The sequence below is a fragment of the Natrinema sp. DC36 genome (assembly GCF_020405225.1).
In the GTDB taxonomy this organism is placed as follows: Archaea; Halobacteriota; Halobacteria; order Halobacteriales; family Natrialbaceae; genus Natrinema.
In genome coordinates, this window is the sequence record NZ_CP084472.1 from 3,847,375 (window position 1) to 3,868,335 (window position 20,961).

Genomic DNA, 20,961 nt, shown 5'->3' on the forward strand with positions numbered 1-20,961 from the left:
ACGACTGACAGCAGTCCGTATCAGGGTCGCGGTTCGAAGTACGTTCTCAGCTCCGTGCCGAACTCGGCGAGCAACGTCGTGATCTCCGATCCGACCAGTACTTCGTACTCGTCCTCGAGCGCCGTTTCGACGTGTGCACCCAGTCCGACGTCGAAGAGGCGGTCGCTCTCGAGGAACGATCGGGCGGAGGTGAACGCCCGCTCGCGCTCGGTGACGTAGCGGTCGCCCGCGATGAAGGGGCCGTAGGCGTCGGGGTCATCCGCGTAGGACTCGTAAAAGCCGGTCGCGTGGTCGCGGACGTGGACCGGTGGTCCGTCGTGGCGCTCGACTGCCGGTCGCTCGTCGACCGCGAGTTCGGCGAAGACGACGGCAGTCTCGTCGGCGATAGCCGTCGCCCGGAAGACGTCGAACCCGCGATCGTCCAGCCCCTTTGTGATGCCCGCCAGCGATTTCCGAAGCTGCGGATAGAGCTGATCCTCGACGAGACCGGGGGCGTCGAACCGGACGGCGACGGGCGTAGTGACCCGGCGCTCGAGGTGTTCGCGCAGCTCCGACTCGGACAGCGGTTCCGGATCGTCGGGTTCGAAGTGGTCGATCCGCGGGGACGCGAGGAATTCCCGGGCGTAGTGTTGAAAGCGAGCGACGTTCTCGGCCGAGCAGACCGCGGCGACGTTGCGTTCGGGATCCGTCGGATCGATGACGATCAGCGGATCGTCGAACGGGCGGTCGGCGTCGCCGGCCGTCTCATTCTGAGACGACTTTGCCGCCTCGTGTGCACGGCCGTGCGCTTCTGGGTCGAGTTCGACCGGCGGCCGCCAGTCGGCCGCGGCCTCGAGCAGCGGTCGAAACCCGTCGTACTCGCAGACGAGGAGTTCGGTGAGATAGCCGCTGAATCCCCGGGTTCGGAGGTCGCTGCCGTAGACGCCGATCCCCTTGAGGAACTGCTTGGTGACGCGGACGGCCGCGGCGAGCTCGTCGTCCAGTCGTCGCTGGAGGTACCGGGTGTGAAACGGCGTCCGATCGACCGCCGAACGGATCTCGGTCGCCGACTCGAGTCTGAAACAGGGGACGACGTCGACGTCGAACCCCTCGACCTCGCCTTTGACGTAGGGATGTTCGGCGTACTCCTCGTGGCCCTCGGGCAGCGTCGCGTGGCCGACCTCGAGGCCGTACTCCTCGAGCGTTTCGCGGTCGAGCTCCGGCGGAAACCGGACGAAGATATCGATATCGCGGTCGCCGCTGATCCAGGTATCTCTGGCGGTGGAGCCGACCTGTAAGACGTCGGCGTCGGTGCACAGGTCGGTCGCCGCGGACTCGGCCCGATCCATGAGCCGGTCGGCCACCTCGCGGAGACGCGCGCGTTCGCCGTCGTCGGGAGTAACTCGCGCTCGGACCTCGGCGACGACCTGCTCGAGATCGCGATCCGCCTCTCGATTGTCCGGCTCGTCACCGTCGTCAGCGCGGTTTCCGCACTGGCCGCCGGAACCGCGGTCCGCGCTGTCGGCATCCTCCTCGCTCATTGGGAACGCGTACTCGAGCGGTGCGTGAAAGAGTATCGAACCCGGAGCAGGGAAAACGAAAGCCCTATCAAATGCACCCGACTACCAGATGATGAGCCGAAGTAGCTCAGATGGTAGAGCACCTCGCTGTTACGGCGACTCAGGTATTCCCTGTTCGCCGCAGATACGAGGTTGTCCCAGGTTCGAGTCCTGGCTTCGGCGCTTCTCTATTCGTCGCGACTGGTCGGTTTGTAATCGACGATCGAATTATCACCCTCTCACCTGCGAGTTCGACCACCGGTTTTCGGGAGAGGGATTATCGTCCTTCGCCAGTGACGTAGACGTATGACCGGCGAAACCGACGACCGACGGAGTACCGACCACCACGGACACGATATCATCGATCCGCTCTCCGTTGGGATCGTCACCGTCTCGAGTTCGCGCGCGGGCACGGCGGATCCCGACGATCCGGGCGGGGACACCATTCAGGACTGTTTCGAAGCCGATGGCCACGAGGTCCGAGAACGGCTCCTGGTCCGGGACGACTACTCGGCGATCCGAACCGCCGTCCGCGGCCTCGTTGCACGTCGGGATATCGACGTGGTGTGTACCACGGGCGGCACCGGTGTCACCGTCGACGACGTCTCTCCGGAGGCGACCGCATCGCTGTTCGAGCGCGAGTTGCCGGGCTTCGGCGAACTGTTTCGCTCGCTCTCGTGGGACGAAGTTGGAACGCGAGCGATGGCCTCGCGCGCGACGGCGGGAATCGCCGTCGACACGCCCGTCTTCTGCCTCCCCGGGAGCCGGAGCGCCTGCGAAACCGCCTGTGAGGAACTGATCGTCCCCGAATCGCCCCACCTCGCGGGACTGGCGACGCGTCACCGCGCCGAGACGACCGATCAGACGCTCGCGGAGTATCAGGACGAGTAGGCGAACTGCGTTTCCGGTGTCCAGACGCGACTCTCGACCACGGCTCCGGCACTCGAGTGGCGATTTTCTCCTCGAGACGCAGACTGCCTGTAACTGCGGATTGTGAAGCGCGACCATCCGTGGGCGTTCGTCCTGAGATAGCGAGACGAACAGTCAACTCTCCTGTAACAGCCTTTATTGAGTGCGAGCGCGTGCATTCGATTGCTATGTGTCACCACTTCGAATCCGTGACCGACCTCGACGCCGAGGAGCGCGAGGACGTCCTCGAGTCCCACAGCGAGGCGGAGCTCGAGGCCGAGCTGAGTGACGACGAACTCGAGGCGCTGACTGCGTAAGAACAGGTCCGTTTCCCTCGAGCGAACCGGACAGCAAACGTTAATTACCGCGCACGGTTTTTCCCGATTGAAGGGCCCTTAGCTCAGTCTGGTTAGAGCGCTCGGCTCATAACCGAGTGGTCGATGGTTCGAATCCGTCAGGGCCCATCCGCATACATAGCGTCTCAGATTCGCTGTAAGGCGGCGGGTTCCTTTTAAGCAAACTCTTGATTGGGTTCAAGAGTCCATCTGGTTAATGGACGCCCTCTCTGCCGTATGGTGATTAGAGAAGAATCGAAATAGAAGTACCGATTATAGTGAGCGCTTTAGAATCCATCTTCATCATGGCTTTCAATTCAGTTGCATTTTTAACATGATCGCCAATCTATTCGACCGCGCCCGAGGTCACTACTCGTCTGCGCGTGAGTTACTTCTCATCCAATCTTCAAATTCTTCCATACTACCTTCGTATTCATTTCCATCCTTCACAGATTCTTCATCCGAGTAGGTTACTTCTTGACCTACCTCATCAGCTTCATCTGAATATATTATCACGAATGGGACGCAGTGGGTGATTGCAAATATAATTGAGTTCTGTAGAATCCCAAACCCAACCGTGTCAATAAAGAGGTCAGGATATTTTGAACCGAAGACTACGAAGAATGCTGTTAGATATGATGATAGTGCTAAGTATTTTAGACCTTGTACAGTTCGATAGTCACGGCTATAGATTATTAGGAAAATATGAATCCAGACGAGTAATACTGAGATGGTGAAGACGTGGTAGAGAGTTGCGTCTAACTGCTCCAGTGGAAATTGGAACACAAAACTCCAAAACATGGCTGAAGGCAGAAATACGATTGATACCAAAACCGTCGATAGCCACAGCTGGACGTAAAAAAACAGACTTCGGAGAATCATTATAGGAACCCTCCTTTCCGTGATTCTATATCCACTTTTAATCTCTCGATGTGCTCCTCAAGCTCCCTATGGCCACCTCTGGCTAAGTGGCGGTATTCGACTGGGATGGAATTCACCAGTGAAGGGTTGTGGCCTAAATTCTCACCGCCTGTTTCTAAGACTACGAGGGCTTCTTGAGCATACTTTAGCTCTCGCTCAAGCCGTTGGATTTCTTCGTCAGTCATGTTATTTACGCCAGGTCGAATGCTATCACTAGCATTCAACATTCCGATTTTCATCTGGTGCGCAAATCTCTTGACAGGAGGTGAGCTGATAAAGTCAAAATATGCACCAACCTTGAGGAGAGCGGTTAATCGCTAATTGACGCTGGTGGGTGTTTCTTTCCACACGAACAGGAATAGCCTCCCTTGTCTTCCTCTCTAAGAATCACATTGTGAGATATCTTTCCACCTTCTGGACAGCGATAATAGAGCTTTCGAAGACACCATTCTTGCTTGCCATTCCAAGGGTCTGTACCATTCACTTCCTCATAGTGGTCTGCACAGAGCTTCCATTCCTTATGCGGATGTCCATTACTACTGTTGACCACCCGAGAGGCACGGTCTTCACAATTTTTTGCTTGACAAATTGGATAAGTTGCCACTGCATCACTAGACCTCATTTATCTCACCACCAAGTGTCATAGCTTCTTCTGCGAGGTCATCATGGCCATGATTAAGTGCAATACTCGCTGCAAGGCCCATACTCTTCTTGAACTGTTCTTCCATCCAGTTTGAGCCAACATGTTCACTTGCACGGGCGAGATAGCTTCTCACCTCATTCATTCGTACAGAAACATTATTATCTTCGTCATCTTCGATGCGCTCATTAAGTCGTAATACTATATCAAGACCCGAACTAAGCCTTTCAAAATTATCTAAATTCCTCATATGCAGTTATACATTCATGCTAGAAGATATTAAATATATCGATGAAATTGAGCTAGTGTAGAATAGATGCTTTGAATCAATTTCGAATTGCCTCCTATTTGTGAAGAAGAAATGGAAAAGAAGGCTAAAGGGAAGGCTCTGGAAGGATCTTTTCCATATACTAGAATAGGTTCTGAATAGTAGCTGCTTGAGATAGAAGACTACTTTAGAGAGATTGTTGAATGTGGAGTTGTAATTATGGGATTCGAAAAGATTAGTGGTTCCAGCAGAGGTAGCGGCCAACCAAAAATCAGCCTGCGTAAATCAAATAGTATCGGAATCAACAATGCAGCTTTGGATGAATACTTCGATGAAAACGTTGAATACGTTGAATTCTATTACGACCGTGACGCAGACACACTAGGCATCCGACCGCTTAAGGAAGAATCAGATGACAGTTACTCACTGAGCCGAACGGACAGTGGTGGAACTACAGCTCCCACGAGTTTCCTTAAGGTTGAAGGTCTAGTACCCGACGTGACCACGCAATACGAGCCACGCACGCAGCAGCTTAATAACGACGTTGAGCTTGTCGTCATTGATTTAGACGATGAAATCGGCACCTATGGTCATCCTGATACGGAAGACTCTGAGGAAGATTCTGAAGAGATTGAAGAGGAAGCTACGGGAGAAGACGAGAGTTAGATAGTATCTCGTGTTCTCTAGGTTAGAAACATACCTCTGAAAGGGCGTGTGGTGTCCCAGGGAAGGAGCACACACCCAGTTCGCAGATTTAATAGATAGGTTATCAATCTATTGTAATTCACTAACTTTGCAGTGTTTGATTGTTCCACACGAAGGAAAGGGGGTTGTTCTACTGAATATCCACACGGTTTGACAAACGGTTGAGATTGAATAACAGATTGAGGTATCTTGCTTCTAAGGCGGTGTTTTACTACAAAACCGTAGTAAAAATTCCCACACGGTCAACCGTGTGTACCGTGTTAAAATGACATTTTCCTTACCGTGTTATAACCGTGTTAGACCGTGTGATGAGAAAAGACGATACCTGTCTATGGGACCCCCTTCAATAATATGGCTCTGTTGAAACCCTCCGCATTTGATAGGGTTTTTGACCGTATTGACAGATAAATTCGGTAAGCCAATTCTGGACGTCTTTCGATCCCATGAGGGGAAATTTACTTATTGAATTGAATAATAGTTGTGTGGGACAGACGAACAGGGTATCGAACCTCGCCATTCCTCTATTACCAAATAGGATGATAACTTTAGACGATGCCCGATAATACCGTCTCAACGATCATCCGGCCCGACGGCGGACAGTACCGTGTGATGGTTCCCCTGTCCAATCCTGAACACGAACAGGATCTTATTGAACTTGCCTCGGCTATCGCTAAACACCGTGGGGGCGTAGTTGAAGCAGTTCACATCGTAACTGTGCCCGATCAAACGGCCCTCGAGCAAGCCGCCAGTCACGTCAATGAGATAGACGCTGAATCAGCGGACCTTCTCGCAAGTGCGCGTTCGGACGCAAATACCTTCGGCATCGACGTCGAGACTCATACTACCTTCGCACACAGGGGTTTCGAGCAAATTTTCGATACTGCCCGTAACCACGGGGCTGACATAGTGGTGATGGGTTGGGGTGAGCACGGCCAAGTCCGCGTCGAGACACGCCTTGAGGAACCCACAGGAAACCCACCATGCGACTTCCTCGTGTTGCGAGATGGGGGTTCGATCCGGAACACGTTCTGGTACCAACCGCAGGCGGTCCCGACTCGGATCTGAGTGCGGAGGTCGCGTCCCTGCTCCGGCAGGAGCATGGCTCGGAGGTGACGTTACTACACGTCCCGACGATTTGGACGAGGGCGAATCGATCCTCCGAGAGTGGGCCGCTAAGCACGACCTAGAGGATGCGACCCTTCAGGTTGAGTCCGGCGATGTAGAGGTGGCTATCGAACGGGCCGCCCGAGATGCAACGATGGTCGTAATCGGAGCGACTGAGCGAGGACTGTTGGCCCGTTTGGTGACTGGGTCATTGGTATTGAGTGTCGTTGACGAACTGGAATGTTCGGTGCTACTGGCCAGCGTCCGACGAGACGGTTCTTTCGGGAGCGGCTATTCGGGTTTGGAAAGTAGACGCTTTCAGGTTGGGAAGTCGCCCCGGTAAGGTAGAATGAAGCGACTATTGTATGAACTCGCAGTAAGAGGCACGTCTGCCTGCTCACCGTCTCCAATATGAGGGCGTAAGCAGAACTAAGACAGGAATGATTTCAATACGTCCAATCCACATCAGGAAGATCATCACCACCTTTGTACTCATTGGGAACACCTCGTAGGTTTCGAATGGTCCGACAATCCCGAACCCGGGACCGATATTGAAGAATGTCGCTGCAGCTGCACTCATCGCCTCGAACTCGCCAATTTGAAGTCCGACTCGTGAGGTATCAAACACGAGAAATACTGTCGCTGTAATAAAGAAGACGATGCTCACGAGTGTATATGCATAAACATCTCTGATCGTCTCTTCATCGATGACTTCACCGGATAATCGAACTGGACGAACCGCTTGTGGGTGACCCGCGATAAAGAGATCACGCCTAAAGGACTTTAATACGACGAGCCAGCGAAGTGCTTTAATCGAACATGTCGTACTGCCTGCCATTCCGCCAATGAACATGCAAATGAATAACAAATTCTTCGTAGAGGCAGACCAGATGTTGAAATCTGCACTTGCATATCCGGTTGTTGTGGTTATCGAGACTACTTGAAATATCGCGTGGCGAACCGTCGCTTCTATACTTTCAGGGTATATTGCATCAAAGCTAAGAATCGTGGCAACGCCAATACTGAAAAAGAGCAAAATACCAATATAGAATCGGAATTCCTCACTCTCGTAAAGTCGTTTGTGTTGTCCTTGGAGGGCGAGATAGATTAGAATGAAATTCGTTGCGCCGATAGCCATGAATGCAATCACAACCCATTGGACTGCAGGCGAGAACGCTGCCAGACTCTCGGGCTGGGGCGAAAACCCACTTGTCGAAATGGTTGTGAAAGGGTGAGCAATCGCATCGTAGAGCGTCATATTTGGTGCGAGACCGGCAAGATGAAGGAGATACAAGATTACCATTTGTGAGATAGTAAGACCAGCATATAGAGTCCAAAGAAGGCGTGCAGTTTCCGTGATTCGGGGGGTTAGTTTCGTAACATTCCTCGTTTGTGTTTCCGTTTCCATTAGCTGAGCACCCGCAACTCCCAAATGTGAGAAGATTGCTGTCGCGAGAACAAGGATCCCTAATCCTCCAAGCCATTGGATGAGTTGCCGCCACATGAGGATTGACTGGGAATGGACAGAGAAGTCAACGATAGCTGTTGCGCCTGTTGTTGTGATTCCGCTCATACTCTCGAACAATGCATTGATTGGATGTGCAAGAGACCCCTCACCAGCAACCACAAACGGAATTGCACCAATTACGGCGACAGCAAGCCAAGTGAGTGCAACCATGAGGAATGCTTCTCTGGTATCGAGATCACGATCCTCTGTAAGACGTTCTAATGAAATCCCTACAATTACTGTAACAATGATTGTGATTACGAATGGAGAAAGATCCTCTCTATAAGCAATCGCGACCACAACTGGCAATAATAGTGGTGCTGAGAGCCATTTTAACACAGTTCCGACAAGGCTACAGCTCGCACGCCAATTCACACGCATACTCATAAGAAAACACCTCTAGTATGACACACACTCTCTCTTGTAGATAAAGAAGCGGAAAACAGTATGTACATTTTCTCTGTATCTACTGATGAGGTTATTATAGTCCCTCCTACAAGGCAGAACCGGATTTATTCATCTATCCCTGTATCCTTTGTATGTGGGATACGGATATGTGCCAAACAGTGGACTCTGATCAACAAAGCTCGAATATCATGATAATGATTATCGGCCTCCAAATTTCAATACTTGGTATTAGATTTTCTGATGGATTGCTATTAATTGGAGCTGGTCTTACATTCTCTGTAGTTGTGAATCAAATCAGACCTTAATTAGCATAAAAATGCAGCATCACCATAAGAACCTGGCAGAAGTATTCCCCAAAGGTAAAGCCTTTTCCTAACCATTTAACAATTGTAATGAGATATCCCAGCTTCCGCAACCCAGAAGGATTTGGAGATATATTTCCAATCCTCCTTGGATATATTATTCTATTTTGGATTTCCATCGAGACATTCGATAATATACATACTCGTCGTATCTATATGCTTGGAGCAGTCATCATGCTTGGCTGGACAAGTTGGGCAATATTGTCGATACTCGAAGCTGGTATAGAGGAGAGAGACAAACAGAATTGATTCTGCTTTGGTTTATCTGAAAGGCAAGCCGACTCTGTGTCCCCGTGTAGCGCTCGAAATTCACATCGGCCCTTTTTGACGACTGGCGGTGGCTGGCGAATTTGCTATTATTACTGCGAAAACTGTGGTCAGCGATACAATCCATATACAAATTTGTTCGAATTATTGACTGATCCTGTGTAGGATAAATTCTTTTCCAGAGACACGCGATTGCATGGTGTTCGCTTTTACCTGTCGTTACAGAACAGTAACTCATGTATGACGATATTCTGGTTCCGACCGATGGGAGTGAATCGAGTATGGCGGCGGTTGACCAAGCTATCACGATAGCAGAGGGTAAAGCGACGACAGTTCACTTCCTGAATGTAGTGGACGTGGGTACGGAGATGTCCGCAAGCGCGTCCGGTAGCATCGCACCCCAACTTACGGAGACGCTTGAGAAGGAAGCCGAGTCAGCCCTCAATGACGCTGTAAATCGAGCCGACGAGGCAGGCGTGCAGTACGATCGAACTATCCGCGAAGGCGATCCCCACGAAGTAATTGTGGAGAATAGTGTTGAACACAACATCAACCTCATCGTCATGGGCGCAAGCGGCCGATCAGGTCTGAAAGAACACCTCCTCGGTAGTACATCCGACCGTGTCATTCGCACAGTAGAGACATCTGTCCTACTGGCACGAGCCTAAGTAGCTGTCGGTCGATGGCATTCAGTTCGTTTACGTACTAACCAGATGGTTCGCCACTAGATATGTTAAAATAATTATTGAGCAATCCTATACTATACCGAGAGCGAATCAACGGAAGGAGTACTCGCAAGTGGTCGAAGGACAGGCCATTTATTAGCATGTCTTTGCTTTTGTGACGTATGGCCGTCTACGAGAGCGATCTCCCCGGTGTCGGGAAGAAGTTCGAGGTCGAATTCGATGACGGCGAATTGCTGGTCATCGTGACACACAACACGGGGAAGCGGGAAGTATACCTGAAAGCGGACACGGATGCCGACAGCGAGAAGATATTCGAGGCCTCGGATCAGCTCGCTCGGAAGATCGGTACAATTCTGGAAGGGGCGTACTTTCAACCAGTGCAGGCTGAACAGGTAGAAACGATGCTCACCGAGGATACCTACCTCGAGTGGTACAGCGTTGCCGAGGGTGCCGAAATAGCCGGTCAGAGCCTCATTGAGTCGAATATTCGTGATAGGACCGGTGTCTCCATCGTCGCTATTCAGCGTGGTGAGGAACTGATCTCGCCGCCGACGCCTGAGTCGGTCCTCGAGATTGGCGATACGTTAGTCGTTGTCGGTGACCGCGAGGACTGCACCAAGTTCGAAGAACTGCTCGGAGCTGGACTCGAAGAGTGATCGCGACAAATGTTCCTTCCTCAGGTGAGCGATAGTGGCGACTGAAACGGCACTCGTCGACGTCGGCATCCTCTTTACCGCAGTCGCACTAGTTGGTTTCCTCTCGAGTCGGATTGATCAGTCGGTGATCCCGTTTTACATCATCATTGGGGTGTTATTAGGATCGAATGTATTGGGCGAACTCCCCGCCCTCGCAGGCAGTGAGGTCGGAATTGGCGGTATCACAGTCACCGTTCCTGAGGTAACTATTGGCGGGATCGAACTTCTCGCAGCGCTTGGCGGACTCGCACTCAGCGAAACCGACTTTATCGTCGTCGGTGCAGAGATTGGGATCGTCCTTCTATTATTCTTCCTAGGCCTCGAGTTTAACCTGAGTCGATTGATCGCGAGTAAGGACCGTATCGGCAAAGCGGGATCTGTCGATCTTGTCATCAACTTCGGTATCGGGCTAGTCTTTGGCTATCTCATTTTTGGGAGCTTTCTCGCGGCTTTCCTTACAGCAGGAATCGTCTACATCTCCTCGAGTGCAATCATTACGAAGTCACTGATTGATCTGGGCTGGATCGCTAATGACGAGTCCGAACCGATGCTAGGGACGCTCGTCTACGAGGACCTGTTTATCGCGATCTACCTAGCGATTGCATCCGCGCTAGTCTTGGGTGGCGGCGATATCGGGGAGGCCGCGGGCCAGATCGGAATCGCGGTCGGGTTCATTCTTGTGTTGCTCGGGCTCGTTACCTTCGGAACCGATTTCTTTCAGTGCTTTCTCGATGCCGACACGAACGAGTTTCTAGTTGTCCGCGCATTAGGCGTCACAATCCTCGTCGCTGGAATCGCGCTTGCGTTGGGCGTCAGTGAGGCCGTCGCCGCGTTCTTCGTCGGTATGGCCTTTTCGTCGACCGATCACGTCCACGACTTGGAGCAACTGCTTGAGCCGTTGCGAGACGCCTTCGCGGCGATCTTCTTCTTCTGGATCGGCCTCGTGACCGATCCGGGGCTGTTCACGCTCTCAATTCTCGGGATGATCGTCGCCGCCGTCGTCGTGACGACGCCGACAAAAATTGTCAGTGGCTACCTCGGTGGGCGGATATATGGCCTTGATGACCGTCGATCGCTTCGGGTCGGATTTGGAATGGCCACCCGCGGCGAGTTCTCCCTGATCATCTCGAGTCTTGCCCTCTCTGGGGCCGGCAGTAGCATGGCAGCGGAGACGGCGCAGACGATCTATGCCTTTACCGTCGGGTACGTTCTCGTCATGAGCATTCTCGGGACGTCGCTCATGCAGTACTCAAGCCAAATCGAGCCCGTCGCCGTCTCGCTGTTCGAACGGGCCCGCAACGGAACTCCACGGCCGACCGACAATTGAGTGGCCAGCACCAAACTATTCTGCGAATCACTCAACAATACCATTCTCACGTCATCAGAGAAACTTGGATGATAAAATCGCATCTGTAGGTGCCATAGGAGTCAGCCAAGATCAAAGTGAATGAACCATACTGTCGTGATAGGTACAAATGAGACAATTATCGTGGAGCAGTCTGAGAGTTCTGAGAGGTGAACCACCCAAAATGATTACCAAAGAAATAACGGGGCAGGAATTTTTTCAGTTATTAAAGAGTGATCAGTGCTCGTTGTCCCAAATGCGATGACGGGCTTGGAGAACAAATTGATAAATACGTCTCTGGGGGAGAGACAATAGCAGACTTCAAGTGCACAGATTGTGGCCACGATTGGTCACTCCCACTGTAATCCAACCGAATTTGTTTTTGTCCCTTCTACTAAGAGAATGTACAGTATAGGCAAACGATATACTGTATCCAACAGAGACAAGGGCCGGCGACCACCACAGATTTGTATGGACGATTCTGATGATCTGCCGAGTTCTGACTCTGATATGGTCGTTGATCGTGGTGAAACGTACAATCACGCCGAACACGGCCAAGTTGAAGTTACAGGGATTTGGAAGGGTGTCGAGCAAGTTGATAAAGCCCGTCACACCGATGAGAAGGATGTGTTCATCGTCCGGTATTCGGCTGAAATCAACGGCGAGGAGGTTGACGAACTCACAGACACATTGGACGAATTTCTCCAATCGACCGAATGATCAAGGTATATCTCTAACTGTTCTCCCCTCAGAATGTCCCCAGTCAGTTCGCAGGTGTAGTGTGTATTAGATTCGAGAGAGTAAGGGTCTAAAACATATTTCGACAGAGTCGAAAAAGCGGCGTACTGGAGGCGTGTCAACCCATAGTCGGAGCCAAGGAACTCTGGTGCAATCAGCCTCCCATCCTTAATGCGGAGGTCGCCACTCCCCTCGAGAATTACACATTATCGCCGATAGTTGACTCTTCTCTATCCGAAGGAAGTTCTGGTACTGGAAGAGCAGTCATTGTTTTTCACCAATTTGCAGCTTTCTTTCCACTTTACCAATTGCCGCATTAAGGCTCTCCCACGTACCTAACGCATCAAAACCGTACTCGTGGGATATACAAACTTTCCACTCTGAATTAGTATCAATACGGAGGTGAATTTTTGGACGGCGATTGTTGCTACTGAAGGCGACCTCTTTAGTTTCCACATCAACCTCAACAACGTATTCTATCAGTCCGCAATCCTTGAGATGTGTTCCGAGTTCTGGATTGACCTCCTCAATCAGCCACTCTGGATATGTAGGTGTGCCACCACTCTTCGGGTCAGTTGCAGGGTGATGCTGTCTAACAGCACCACTAGCGCCGTAGGCGTTCTCGAACTGACCGAGGATTGTTTGGTGCATCCCTGGAATCTCGCGGATAACTATCCAACTCTGACCCACCGTGTGAGCAATCGTGAACAGGGTCTCCTCATCGCTCTGCTGTTCTTGTAGACCACACCCGATCTCGACGTATCCCAATACAGTATCTCCCAGAAGAGGTCTTCCGTATTCCGTGTTGGCTTCGATAATGAATTCCTCCAATTGCAATTCGACTAGTGCATCTGCGAATTCGCTATCAAATTCTGCAATTTTATTACTAGTTTCATCTATTTCTTTTTCTTCCATATTTATTACAATAGTATTGTAGTAGTATTAACGTATAAAACACTGGGTCGATTTATATTAGAAGATATACATTAGATGGGGTTTTAGAAGATTATGGTAGTGGGAGTCGTTGAATTAGGCCACCTGAATTCACGCGGTCTGCAACTGCCTGTGGACAGCCCAGCACCTCAATTTCTATTTGAGTTTTTGCTCGCATCGCAAATCGTCTAGAGTTTCGTGTTATAGCGAATAATATCTGTTCTCTAGCTATCACAGAACTTGCTAAGAAGAACCGAATGCCTCGTTCAGAACGTCTTCTCTGTACTAAACCAGTGGCTCGTGAGCGTTCTTTTGTGGCGAGGCACTCTACCATTTCACGAAAACGACGGATTATTCATAACGATGAGAAATGAGGTCTGTACGACCTCTAATTTCTTTTTCCAGTAGTCTATAGAAATTGGACCGACAGAAACTGTGTCCAGAAATACTGTATAGTGGTTAAAACGCCTCAAAGTAAAAAACTCTCCAACAAAGACTGTATACACATAACCTTAACAAGAATTAGTATAAAGGAGACCGATTAAGGTATACTCATTCAGCATAATTGGATTTAGTAGTCGTATTAATTATACTCCTGAATATATACTATGTATCTCCCCTAATCAGCCATATAAATAAACAAATGCTTGTTATAAGTACACCTATTCAATATACCTTGCTGTGTCTATATTCTCTTCAGCCTTTTCTATAATCGACAATTCCTCCTAGTATAATTCCTGTAACTGGTAGAGAAAGGTTTTATTCCCGATCTGGGTCTAATGGGTTTCCATACGCTTCCGAGACCTATCTTGTGAGCCTCTGAAAAAAGAAACTCCACTTCTTAGTTGTGCCTTCAGATAGTGTGTGATTTACCAACAATAACTAAATTGTTTAATCATTCATAAACCGATATAGTTCAAAAAATTATCTGTGAGTTTGAGACTTCCTTGAGCTACGAACAGGTAGAAGATTTGGTAGTAGTTATCGACGAAGACACAAACCTGATCGATTGGTGGATCCAATTCTTCCGTAGTCTCGGATTTGACGAGGACTGTCCTTCACGGTTCCTGTAGCAGATGCTTCCGCGATCAGTGGCGGCGAAGTCGAGGAAAGAGAAATCAATGTCGACGTATGGGTACCTCTAACTGGATCCGTCCTACTGGTCTCCGGGTTACTGTATTATCTTAGACGTCCTTAGGGGGGACAAATGCGTTCACAGGTATCTTCGACGTCTAAAAAGATGCTGTAGGAACCCGGTTAATAAGATGAGTTGTATGAAAAGAAGTGTGTACTCAGCCGCTTTGAATGGCTCGTACCAAATTATCTGTATCACCAGAAAAAGAAATATGATCGGCACTGATAGCACTCCAAATTCCCACCAGTACGACTGATATCCGGAATGCTGCTCTCTCAAATAGCTTATGTCTTTCAGCCATCCTGGTAGGATGGAGAAACCTATGAATACGGATATAAGTAGAGTAAGAAAGCGAAATACCTCATAAAGATCTTCACCTCCCTTTGTGAGAAATATCCAACCATAGAAGACAAGTACTATAGTTGCTGCAGTACTGTACACGAAGACACTGTACCAGCGTTCAGATCCACTACTTAGATGATATATCGGGTTTTTATCGTCAGCGGTTTCTATCTGGTTCCGTATCTGATCGTGATCTTCAGCATCAACAGGTTCAATCATCGCTAGTCCACTAAAGAAAACTTCAGTGAAAGCCGCTATACGCGAAATTCCTCTTCTCTGCCGATATATCGTTAGCAAGCGATATACCCGAACCCACTTCGAAGGTAGTAAAGATTGGAAAGTCCATCTCAAATCCTGGTATGTGCTTCTGATCAATCTCCTCCACCCAAAAACATGAATTAACACCCGGGACAGACCATTTATAAAAACACCTGCAACTATCGCATACCAGCCAGCAATGATAGTAAAGACAAAAGATCCCAATAAAAAGTCCATAGAGATCATGTCTGCTTCCAACTCCCTGATCTCAAAATGGCCAATCGAAATTCCATAATATCCCGCATGTAGAAGAAGAATTCCAAATAAGAAATCAGAAGCATGCGCTTCCCCATGAGGATCTGCTCGAGAAATTTTCTGAAAAGTATTAGTCAAGTGAAAAAATAGTGATACAATAACTACAGCACCTCCAACGACAAATGGCATCTCAAATAAACTTAAAATGCCTGTTATCTCCCCGTCAACATTAGAGACAAGTGTAAGGAACAACCAAAACAAACCGACAATCAAAGCAGAGCCAATTAGGTAGAAGCCAGACTCCACGATCTGCGCGGACTTCCGGAAGGTAAACTCAAGAAATCTGAACGGCTTAGATTTAGTATTTACCGAAGTGTCTGTTGACATACTCTGTCCAATGATTTCTTCTCCAAATAAATCAATTCCACCTATACTATGACCGAAGTTAGACTTTGAACGCAGAATATCTCCAAGTGATGAGAGCAAAAAGTGCACCCCAGATGAATCCTGCTGCATGCGCGAAGATGTTTCTGAAGTTCCCGTTCTCAACGATGGCGGTGGGAAACATCGCGAACACGAAGTAGGTGAGTACCAAGACAACAAGACCTCCTAATATAGTTGGTTTGAAAGCCTGAAGCGTAACAGAGTCAATGTTGGATTTGATATCATGTTCCCAAAGATAGAATACCACCATCAAGACGACTCCAAACAGAGAGAGACCGACAATCAACGGATCAATCCTACCGGTGTAGATGAAACTGATTTCTATAAGGAGTAAAAAGACGACTGCTGCACCGATGATGTTTCCGAGAGCTGGATTGTAGTGCTTCCGCAGGTAGATGACCAATGCGACCAAGAGAAATCCTCCGAATCCGGAGGCAACACCAGAGAATCCTCGTTCCGGTGGTAGTGTCCCTGAGAAGGAGATCTTCAAGATGAGGTAGCTTGTGAATGTGATTAGAGGCGGAAGCACTACTAGAAGTGCGGCGAAAGTACGGCGGAACCATTGACGGGTATTCACTGCGGAACAGAGCCAATAAGTGTAGGCGGCGGCCATGGAATAGGCCGTGAGGTTGTTCAGCAGGTGGGTGAAATTAGTGTGGATGTACGCAGCGGTGTAGAGACCCCAGATATTGAATTCTGAATGATTGAAGGCCAGTACTGCTTTAGCTGATTCAGGTACGAATAATTGGATGGCTGTGAGTAGGAGTCCGACGCTGACCATGAGTGCGGCGTCGAATATTGTGATTGTCTGGCTTTGCAGCGTCTGGATGATGTCTTTCTGTTCAGGCATCCGGTTAGGTCCGTGTTCCTATAGGTTCATAACCATAGAATGTCATTGAACGGTTGGTGACTGACAATTGGTGGTCAACAAACCCTCTGATAGGGAGTTTGTGATCATCAATTGGAGTGTATGACTGAAATTCCTGACTGGATTGAAGAGAAAATCAGTTTCGATAAGACACGAGATGTACAGGATAGTCATATTGTAGAGGTGTTTCTGGAGTCTGACCGGCCTTACTTGTCAAATCGGAAGGTTGCCTCAGAGATCGGGCTTACAAAGCAGGGAACAACACCTCGGCTTGAGGAATTAGTGGATATTGATATTCTAGATGGGGATAGTGCTGCGGGAGGTCGGATCTTCTGGATCCATGATGACAGGTCGGAATGGCCGATACCGCCGGATGTTGAGGTTGAGCCGGTTCAAGAGGAGATGACGGTGAACGAATACTTCAACCAGCTACACGTAAAATACGGCCTTCTTGCTATAGGAGGGACAATGATCGGTGCATTGCTTATGATGGCATTCACACTTTTCGTGGGCTATGAGATACAGATGCCTTTGATCAATGCAAGCGGTTTGCTTCTTGGCGGTGTTATTTTCACTGTTCTCGGGTACTCGTTTGTCTTTCTTGCTCTAGGATTCGGTGCTTGGGACCGTTTCAGCTCACAAAATATCTAATCGAGATCTACGTATTGGTTTTCCCAGTCTCGGCGGGCTTCAAGTTCCCGAGTACCACGAGAAGTGATTGAGTAGATATTGGTACGCTGGTCTCTTTCACCTTTCTCGACGAGTCCTTTGTCGACGACTTCGTCTAGGTTTGGGTAGAGTCGTCCATGATGGATTTCTTTCTCGTAGTAGTTCTCGAGTTCGTCTTTGATGGCGAGGCCGTGTGGTTTCTCTTGGCCGGCGATGACGTACAGTAGGTCGCGTTGGAATCCCGTGAGGTCGTACATACTATTGGATTCTCTGACTGTACCTATAAAATCCCGTCTATGTGTTACAAGGTTTTTAGGGAATGATAAGGATCAAAGCTGAGAAGTTTATTGAAACTCAGTAGCTGACGATATCTCGGACGAACTCTATCTCCCGATCTCGAGGAAGATAGCCAACGTCGATCCTGCGATCAAACTCATCTATTCTATCCTTCAGCTGGCGGATATCCTTCTCAAGAGTCAAGTTGTCATAACCATCTCGCGGCCACCAATCCATGAATAAGAAATACCGCCTGCCGACCTTTCCAGGGAATTCAGCTAATGCCTTGATATCTGTCTCACCGCCACTTCGAAATCTCCCACTCATATTCATCGAATGCTTGATCTCACACAGCACCGAGACCTCTGATCGATTCAGGTCTATAAAATTCCCTATCCCCTCCTTTTTCCCCTGCATCGTGATGTCGGACTTCGCGGGAAAAACTGCTAAATCGAAGTCGGTTTTAGCTCCTCCCCATATCCCGTTGTCGTAGAATCTGACCTCCGGACGAACTCTAGGAATCTTGTGTCCTTCCTTGTCTAACCGGTTGAACATCTCCCTGTTCCGCCAGTCGTCCATGTTACTGTGATCTTGGAGATATTGGACTGGAACTGTTTCTGGACTGAGTTTCGTTCTGAGTCTACGGTATAGCTCTGGCATTATCGGATTTTCATTTCCGTAGTGGAAAGGGTGGTCCAGAAAATCCTGGTGCAGCTGCTGTAGAGTATCTTCAAATAATCTGATGTCGGCGCTTTCAGAAGTCATGGAACAAAGGCATACTCGGAGACCATATTAATCTCTGGGAGTTCGATGCTTGGGGATGAGAACAGGGATAATCCGTTGACAACTGAAGAAGACAAACGGGAATGTATTATTCAGCAGAAAAGAGAAGCAGCTCTATTTAGAGTAATAGCAGTCATTGGGCAGGACAGGCATAGCTGCATAGTATTCCAGTGTATCCTCTAACTGCTGATATTGCTCTGAGATCAACTCATTAAATGCTTCACCAGCGTTTACGATATGATTGTTATAGGCTTGTAACCCAAAATCGAATTCAGCATACTTCTTGTACTCGTGAAGCAACTTCTCAACCTGGATTTCAGGTACTCTATTCTGAGTCGTAATGATCGGTGCATTAGTTACTTGATGTCGATCTCTCTTCTTTTCAGTTAGAGTGTAGTAGTGATATTCACCATCCCGCTCAACCACTTTCAAACCATTTTCAATCGTCTCAGGACTCCACCATAGAATTTCCTCCTGAAAGTGGCCTCCTGTATACTCCGCTACCAAAACCTCTCTAAGCCAGATTGCCAACTGCTGTTGATCGACCTCAGCCCAGTCCTTACTTACCTCAGAAAGCATTTCTTCCATCTTCTCTGACTCAATGACTTCCTCTTGGTATGCTCTTTTTTCAGACCGGATCTCTTCGACATTCTCCATCATCTCCTCGAGAAGCTCATCTAAATCGGTTGGCGCTTCTTCATCTAAATGATGTTCTAAAAAATGCTTCTTCAGCGCTTCTGAAATCTTATCTGGGTACAGCTTGAATCCATTACCAGTGAGATTGGCGATTACGGATTCTGAACCGCCGTCTGAACCTATAGGAGAAGATGCACGGTATGAAGGAAGGTTTTCGATCCAAGGCTCTAGTACCTGTCTGCGGATATCATTTGTATGTCGGATCCTCAGCCTGGTACGGATATCTTTTCTTACCGTCCAATAAGTCGCAGCGGCAATTGAGAGGGTAGCTAAAATCCCGACAAGACTAACTACAGTTTCAACGCTTGCCATTATACGAGAAAATCATCACAATCTGCTAAAACTATCGGTCGCTCTTCTTAGTAGACCTGGGAGCCTTGTCTATTAAGTGCAGAAGTGCCTTCGAGCTCAATCACTAACACAAGTATATTTATAGTCTCTTCCAGAGGATCTCTATTCTGATGGCGGTACTCAAACGGTATGCTGATTCAACCCCGAAGGACGGCTACTTTGTTCATGCCCCTTTTTCCGATCTTCCTCATCCGTTGCCGCTTCAAACGCCGAAAATAACTGAAGAGATTTACAAGGAACTTGGATACGGACATGGCGATAACGTCCCTAATGAGCTTACTTGGAAGCTCTACGATGTCGGTCTTCACTGGACGGAGTTCTACTTAGTTGCTTGACTCATCTGTGGGTGGTTTTGTCTCCTCCTCATCGTATACTCGTTCCACCGGTTGTTGTGGAGGGGCTTCTTGTTCCGAATCAAGGAAGCTAATTTCCCGCTGCGGGAAGGGAATGACGATGTCTGCGTCGTCGAATTCGTCGTAGACCAGCCGATTAATCTGGTCAATCGCTCGCTGCTCGCTAAATGGATGGGCAACGAAGGCCCAGAGTTCGAAGATGAGCGCAGAATCACCAAATTCGCGGAACATCACCCGTGGAGAGGGTGAGTCAAGGATAAGTTGTATTTCGTCGCAGACCCCAAGGAGAATCTCTTCGACATCTCGGTAGTCCGTTCCATATGCGGCTGTGATTGGAACACGGATTCGCTTTCGTCGTTGTGGTGCTGACTCGTTAACGACCGATGCGGAGTTCAAAACCGCGTTTGGGACTGTAACCAGAATATTGTCGCGTGTGAGGACCGTCGTACTTCGGATACCGATGTCAGTGACTGTCCCTCGCTGGCCGTTCTCCAAGATAATCACGTCTCCGGTTTTATAGGTATCGTCGAAATATAACGAAACGCCGCCGATCAAATTACCGATAGCTTCCTGTGCAGCCAACCCAAGGATAATCCCGATGATCCCTGCCGAAGCGAGAAACGGAGTGATATCAATCTCCCAAATGACGAGAAGACTGATTCCAGTTCCGAGTATGATGAGGATTGTCCAGAAGTTCTTGAAGATTGGCGAGAATTCATAGTCACTCTCAGTCGCATTCACGGCCTCGATCCACTGTCCCCCGAAGCGTTTTGCTGCTCGCATCCACAGCACGACGAGTACCGATAGGATGGTGCCGACGAGGAAGTAACTCGATTCGACGACCCCGAAAATGCTTAGACTAAGGTAAATTCCACTGAGAGCCACCGAAATGTACAGGGGCATGTGTATCTCCTGGAAAAAAGCGCGGTTGATCGAGTTGTCGGGCCAGCGGTCAGATTGGTCTAAGAGTTTCTGCCCGCTCCACTCGATAAGCCGTGAGAGAAGGTACGAGATGACGAGGATAGCGATGACGAGTAACCACGGCCGATCACTGAGAGGGATATCGCTAGCGGTTTGGAGTATAAATTCTGGACTGTGTGAGATATCGATCATCGTCAATGTCCTGTCCATAGTCGATTCCGAGTATAAGTGTGTAGTGAGTGGCTCTCG

General features: G+C 49.1%; 21 protein-coding genes, 2 tRNA genes and 1 pseudogene. 12 read left to right on the forward strand and 12 right to left on the reverse strand.

The annotated features are described in order from the left end of the window. Positions 1-20: 20 nt before the first annotated feature. Entirely contained in the window at positions 21-1,520 is a 1,500-nt protein-coding gene (gene cca, locus LDH74_RS19575) for a CCA tRNA nucleotidyltransferase (RefSeq protein ID WP_226040339.1), read from the reverse strand. A gap of 95 nt (positions 1,521-1,615) precedes the next feature. Here cca and LDH74_RS19580 point away from each other — a divergent pair. From LDH74_RS19580 to LDH74_RS19590, 4 genes are all read left to right on the forward strand, one after another. Beyond that, positions 1,616-1,721, forward strand: a tRNA-Asn gene (locus tag LDH74_RS19580). Between the two features lie 123 nt (positions 1,722-1,844). After that, a complete protein-coding gene (locus tag LDH74_RS19585; protein WP_226040340.1) occupies positions 1,845-2,429 on the forward strand; it encodes a molybdenum cofactor biosynthesis protein B in 585 nt (194 codons plus the stop codon). Positions 2,430-2,635: 206 nt separating this feature from the next. After that, positions 2,636-2,764: a hypothetical protein gene (locus LDH74_RS26490; protein WP_255680843.1), complete on the forward strand. Its 129-nt coding sequence runs from the start codon at positions 2,636-2,638 to the stop codon at positions 2,762-2,764. A 72-nt stretch (positions 2,765-2,836) separates the two neighbouring features. Beyond that, a tRNA-Ile gene (locus tag LDH74_RS19590) sits at positions 2,837-2,911 on the forward strand. A gap of 240 nt (positions 2,912-3,151) precedes the next feature. Here the strand turns inward: LDH74_RS19590 and LDH74_RS19595 are convergent. From LDH74_RS19595 to LDH74_RS19605, 3 genes are all read right to left on the reverse strand, one after another. Beyond that, positions 3,152-3,664, reverse strand: coding sequence for a hypothetical protein (locus LDH74_RS19595; RefSeq protein ID WP_226040341.1), 513 nt, complete (start codon positions 3,662-3,664; stop codon positions 3,152-3,154). Continuing rightward, on the reverse strand, positions 3,664-3,888 hold the full coding sequence (locus LDH74_RS19600) for a hypothetical protein (RefSeq protein ID WP_226040342.1): 225 nt from the start codon (positions 3,886-3,888) through the stop codon (positions 3,664-3,666). The genes LDH74_RS19595 and LDH74_RS19600 overlap by 1 nt, the downstream gene beginning before the upstream one ends. Before the next feature lie 426 nt (positions 3,889-4,314). Further along, positions 4,315-4,593, reverse strand: a complete 279-nt coding sequence (locus LDH74_RS19605; RefSeq protein ID WP_226040343.1) for a hypothetical protein — start codon at positions 4,591-4,593, stop codon at positions 4,315-4,317. 237 nt (positions 4,594-4,830) lie between these two features. Here LDH74_RS19605 and LDH74_RS19610 point away from each other — a divergent pair, with 237 nt between their 5' ends. Next, positions 4,831-5,277 carry a hypothetical protein gene (locus tag LDH74_RS19610; protein WP_226040344.1) on the forward strand — a complete coding sequence of 149 codons (447 nt, stop codon included), beginning with the start codon at positions 4,831-4,833 and terminating at the stop codon, positions 5,275-5,277. A 591-nt stretch (positions 5,278-5,868) separates the two neighbouring features. Beyond that, a pseudogene (locus tag LDH74_RS19615) lies at positions 5,869-6,763 on the forward strand (universal stress protein); the annotation flags it as partial. A 54-nt stretch (positions 6,764-6,817) separates the two neighbouring features. Here the strand turns inward: LDH74_RS19615 and LDH74_RS19620 are convergent. Beyond that, positions 6,818-8,314: a TrkH family potassium uptake protein gene (locus tag LDH74_RS19620; protein WP_226040345.1), complete on the reverse strand. Its 1,497-nt coding sequence runs from the start codon at positions 8,312-8,314 to the stop codon at positions 6,818-6,820. Positions 8,315-9,200: 886 nt separating this feature from the next. Here LDH74_RS19620 and LDH74_RS19625 point away from each other — a divergent pair. The 4 genes from LDH74_RS19625 to LDH74_RS19640 all read left to right on the forward strand — a co-directional run bounded on the left by LDH74_RS19625 (position 9,201) and on the right by LDH74_RS19640 (position 12,410). Continuing rightward, positions 9,201-9,632: a universal stress protein gene (locus tag LDH74_RS19625; protein WP_226040346.1), complete on the forward strand. Its 432-nt coding sequence runs from the start codon at positions 9,201-9,203 to the stop codon at positions 9,630-9,632. A gap of 179 nt (positions 9,633-9,811) precedes the next feature. Continuing rightward, the gene (locus LDH74_RS19630) at positions 9,812-10,306 is read left to right on the forward strand and encodes a TrkA C-terminal domain-containing protein (protein ID WP_226040347.1); all 495 of its coding nucleotides are present in this window, start codon (positions 9,812-9,814) and stop codon (positions 10,304-10,306) included. A gap of 34 nt (positions 10,307-10,340) precedes the next feature. Next, the gene (locus tag LDH74_RS19635; RefSeq protein WP_226040348.1) at positions 10,341-11,672 is read left to right on the forward strand and encodes a cation:proton antiporter; all 1,332 of its coding nucleotides are present in this window, start codon (positions 10,341-10,343) and stop codon (positions 11,670-11,672) included. Positions 11,673-12,161: 489 nt separating this feature from the next. Next, positions 12,162-12,410: a hypothetical protein gene (locus tag LDH74_RS19640; protein ID WP_226040349.1), complete on the forward strand. Its 249-nt coding sequence runs from the start codon at positions 12,162-12,164 to the stop codon at positions 12,408-12,410. Between the two features lie 282 nt (positions 12,411-12,692). On the opposite strand, the gene LDH74_RS19645 is transcribed toward LDH74_RS19640, so the two are convergent. The 3 genes from LDH74_RS19645 to LDH74_RS19655 all read right to left on the reverse strand — a co-directional run bounded on the left by LDH74_RS19645 (position 12,693) and on the right by LDH74_RS19655 (position 16,645). Further along, entirely contained in the window at positions 12,693-13,343 is a 651-nt protein-coding gene (locus tag LDH74_RS19645) for a hypothetical protein (RefSeq protein WP_226040350.1), read from the reverse strand. A 1,231-nt stretch (positions 13,344-14,574) separates the two neighbouring features. Then, entirely contained in the window at positions 14,575-15,738 is a 1,164-nt protein-coding gene (locus tag LDH74_RS19650; RefSeq protein WP_226040351.1) for a hypothetical protein, read from the reverse strand. 58 nt (positions 15,739-15,796) lie between these two features. Beyond that, positions 15,797-16,645, reverse strand: a complete 849-nt coding sequence (locus tag LDH74_RS19655) for a hypothetical protein (RefSeq protein WP_226040352.1) — start codon at positions 16,643-16,645, stop codon at positions 15,797-15,799. A 120-nt stretch (positions 16,646-16,765) separates the two neighbouring features. Between LDH74_RS19655 and LDH74_RS19660 the strand changes: the two genes are divergently transcribed. Next, positions 16,766-17,314 (forward strand): hypothetical protein, encoded by a 549-nt coding sequence (locus LDH74_RS19660; protein WP_226040353.1) that lies wholly within the window; start codon positions 16,766-16,768, stop codon positions 17,312-17,314. On the opposite strand, the gene LDH74_RS19665 is transcribed toward LDH74_RS19660, so the two are convergent. From LDH74_RS19665 to LDH74_RS19675, 3 genes are all read right to left on the reverse strand, one after another. Beyond that, the gene (locus LDH74_RS19665) at positions 17,311-17,589 is read right to left on the reverse strand and encodes a PadR family transcriptional regulator (RefSeq protein WP_226040354.1); all 279 of its coding nucleotides are present in this window, start codon (positions 17,587-17,589) and stop codon (positions 17,311-17,313) included. The two genes, LDH74_RS19660 and LDH74_RS19665, sit on opposite strands and share 4 nt — an antisense overlap. A gap of 97 nt (positions 17,590-17,686) precedes the next feature. Beyond that, the gene (locus LDH74_RS19670) at positions 17,687-18,373 is read right to left on the reverse strand and encodes a hypothetical protein (protein ID WP_226040355.1); all 687 of its coding nucleotides are present in this window, start codon (positions 18,371-18,373) and stop codon (positions 17,687-17,689) included. 132 nt (positions 18,374-18,505) lie between these two features. After that, on the reverse strand, positions 18,506-19,399 hold the full coding sequence (locus LDH74_RS19675; RefSeq protein ID WP_226040356.1) for a hypothetical protein: 894 nt from the start codon (positions 19,397-19,399) through the stop codon (positions 18,506-18,508). Positions 19,400-19,548: 149 nt separating this feature from the next. On the opposite strand from LDH74_RS19675, the gene LDH74_RS19680 reads away from it, so the two are divergent. Continuing rightward, the gene (locus LDH74_RS19680; protein ID WP_226040357.1) at positions 19,549-19,773 is read left to right on the forward strand and encodes a hypothetical protein; all 225 of its coding nucleotides are present in this window, start codon (positions 19,549-19,551) and stop codon (positions 19,771-19,773) included. Here LDH74_RS19680 and LDH74_RS19685 read toward each other — a convergent pair. After that, positions 19,762-20,904 (reverse strand): mechanosensitive ion channel family protein, encoded by a 1,143-nt coding sequence (locus LDH74_RS19685; RefSeq protein WP_226040358.1) that lies wholly within the window; start codon positions 20,902-20,904, stop codon positions 19,762-19,764. The genes LDH74_RS19680 and LDH74_RS19685 overlap by 12 nt on opposite strands. Positions 20,905-20,961 lie beyond the last annotated feature (57 nt).

Coding starts and splice junctions, on each gene's coding strand:
- LDH74_RS26490 (WP_255680843.1), top strand. CDS start 2,636: ATGTGTCACCACTTCGAATCCGTGACCGACCTCGACGCCGAGGAGCGC.
- LDH74_RS19645 (WP_226040350.1), bottom strand. CDS start 13,343: ATGGAAGAAAAAGAAATAGATGAAACTAGTAATAAAATTGCAGAATTT.
- LDH74_RS19585 (WP_226040340.1), top strand. CDS start 1,845: ATGACCGGCGAAACCGACGACCGACGGAGTACCGACCACCACGGACAC.
- LDH74_RS19675 (WP_226040356.1), bottom strand. CDS start 19,399: ATGGCAAGCGTTGAAACTGTAGTTAGTCTTGTCGGGATTTTAGCTACC.
- LDH74_RS19605 (WP_226040343.1), bottom strand. CDS start 4,593: ATGAGGAATTTAGATAATTTTGAAAGGCTTAGTTCGGGTCTTGATATA.
- LDH74_RS19600 (WP_226040342.1), bottom strand. CDS start 3,888: ATGACTGACGAAGAAATCCAACGGCTTGAGCGAGAGCTAAAGTATGCT.
- LDH74_RS19685 (WP_226040358.1), bottom strand. CDS start 20,904: ATGATCGATATCTCACACAGTCCAGAATTTATACTCCAAACCGCTAGC.
- cca (WP_226040339.1), bottom strand. CDS start 1,520: ATGAGCGAGGAGGATGCCGACAGCGCGGACCGCGGTTCCGGCGGCCAG.
- LDH74_RS19670 (WP_226040355.1), bottom strand. CDS start 18,373: ATGACTTCTGAAAGCGCCGACATCAGATTATTTGAAGATACTCTACAG.
- LDH74_RS19630 (WP_226040347.1), top strand. CDS start 9,812: ATGGCCGTCTACGAGAGCGATCTCCCCGGTGTCGGGAAGAAGTTCGAG.
- LDH74_RS19655 (WP_226040352.1), bottom strand. CDS start 16,645: ATGCCTGAACAGAAAGACATCATCCAGACGCTGCAAAGCCAGACAATC.
- LDH74_RS19625 (WP_226040346.1), top strand. CDS start 9,201: ATGTATGACGATATTCTGGTTCCGACCGATGGGAGTGAATCGAGTATG.
- LDH74_RS19595 (WP_226040341.1), bottom strand. CDS start 3,664: ATGATTCTCCGAAGTCTGTTTTTTTACGTCCAGCTGTGGCTATCGACG.
- LDH74_RS19610 (WP_226040344.1), top strand. CDS start 4,831: ATGGGATTCGAAAAGATTAGTGGTTCCAGCAGAGGTAGCGGCCAACCA.
- LDH74_RS19665 (WP_226040354.1), bottom strand. CDS start 17,589: ATGTACGACCTCACGGGATTCCAACGCGACCTACTGTACGTCATCGCC.
- LDH74_RS19650 (WP_226040351.1), bottom strand. CDS start 15,738: ATGTCAACAGACACTTCGGTAAATACTAAATCTAAGCCGTTCAGATTT.
- LDH74_RS19620 (WP_226040345.1), bottom strand. CDS start 8,314: ATGAGTATGCGTGTGAATTGGCGTGCGAGCTGTAGCCTTGTCGGAACT.
- LDH74_RS19680 (WP_226040357.1), top strand. CDS start 19,549: ATGGCGGTACTCAAACGGTATGCTGATTCAACCCCGAAGGACGGCTAC.
- LDH74_RS19660 (WP_226040353.1), top strand. CDS start 16,766: ATGACTGAAATTCCTGACTGGATTGAAGAGAAAATCAGTTTCGATAAG.
- LDH74_RS19640 (WP_226040349.1), top strand. CDS start 12,162: ATGGACGATTCTGATGATCTGCCGAGTTCTGACTCTGATATGGTCGTT.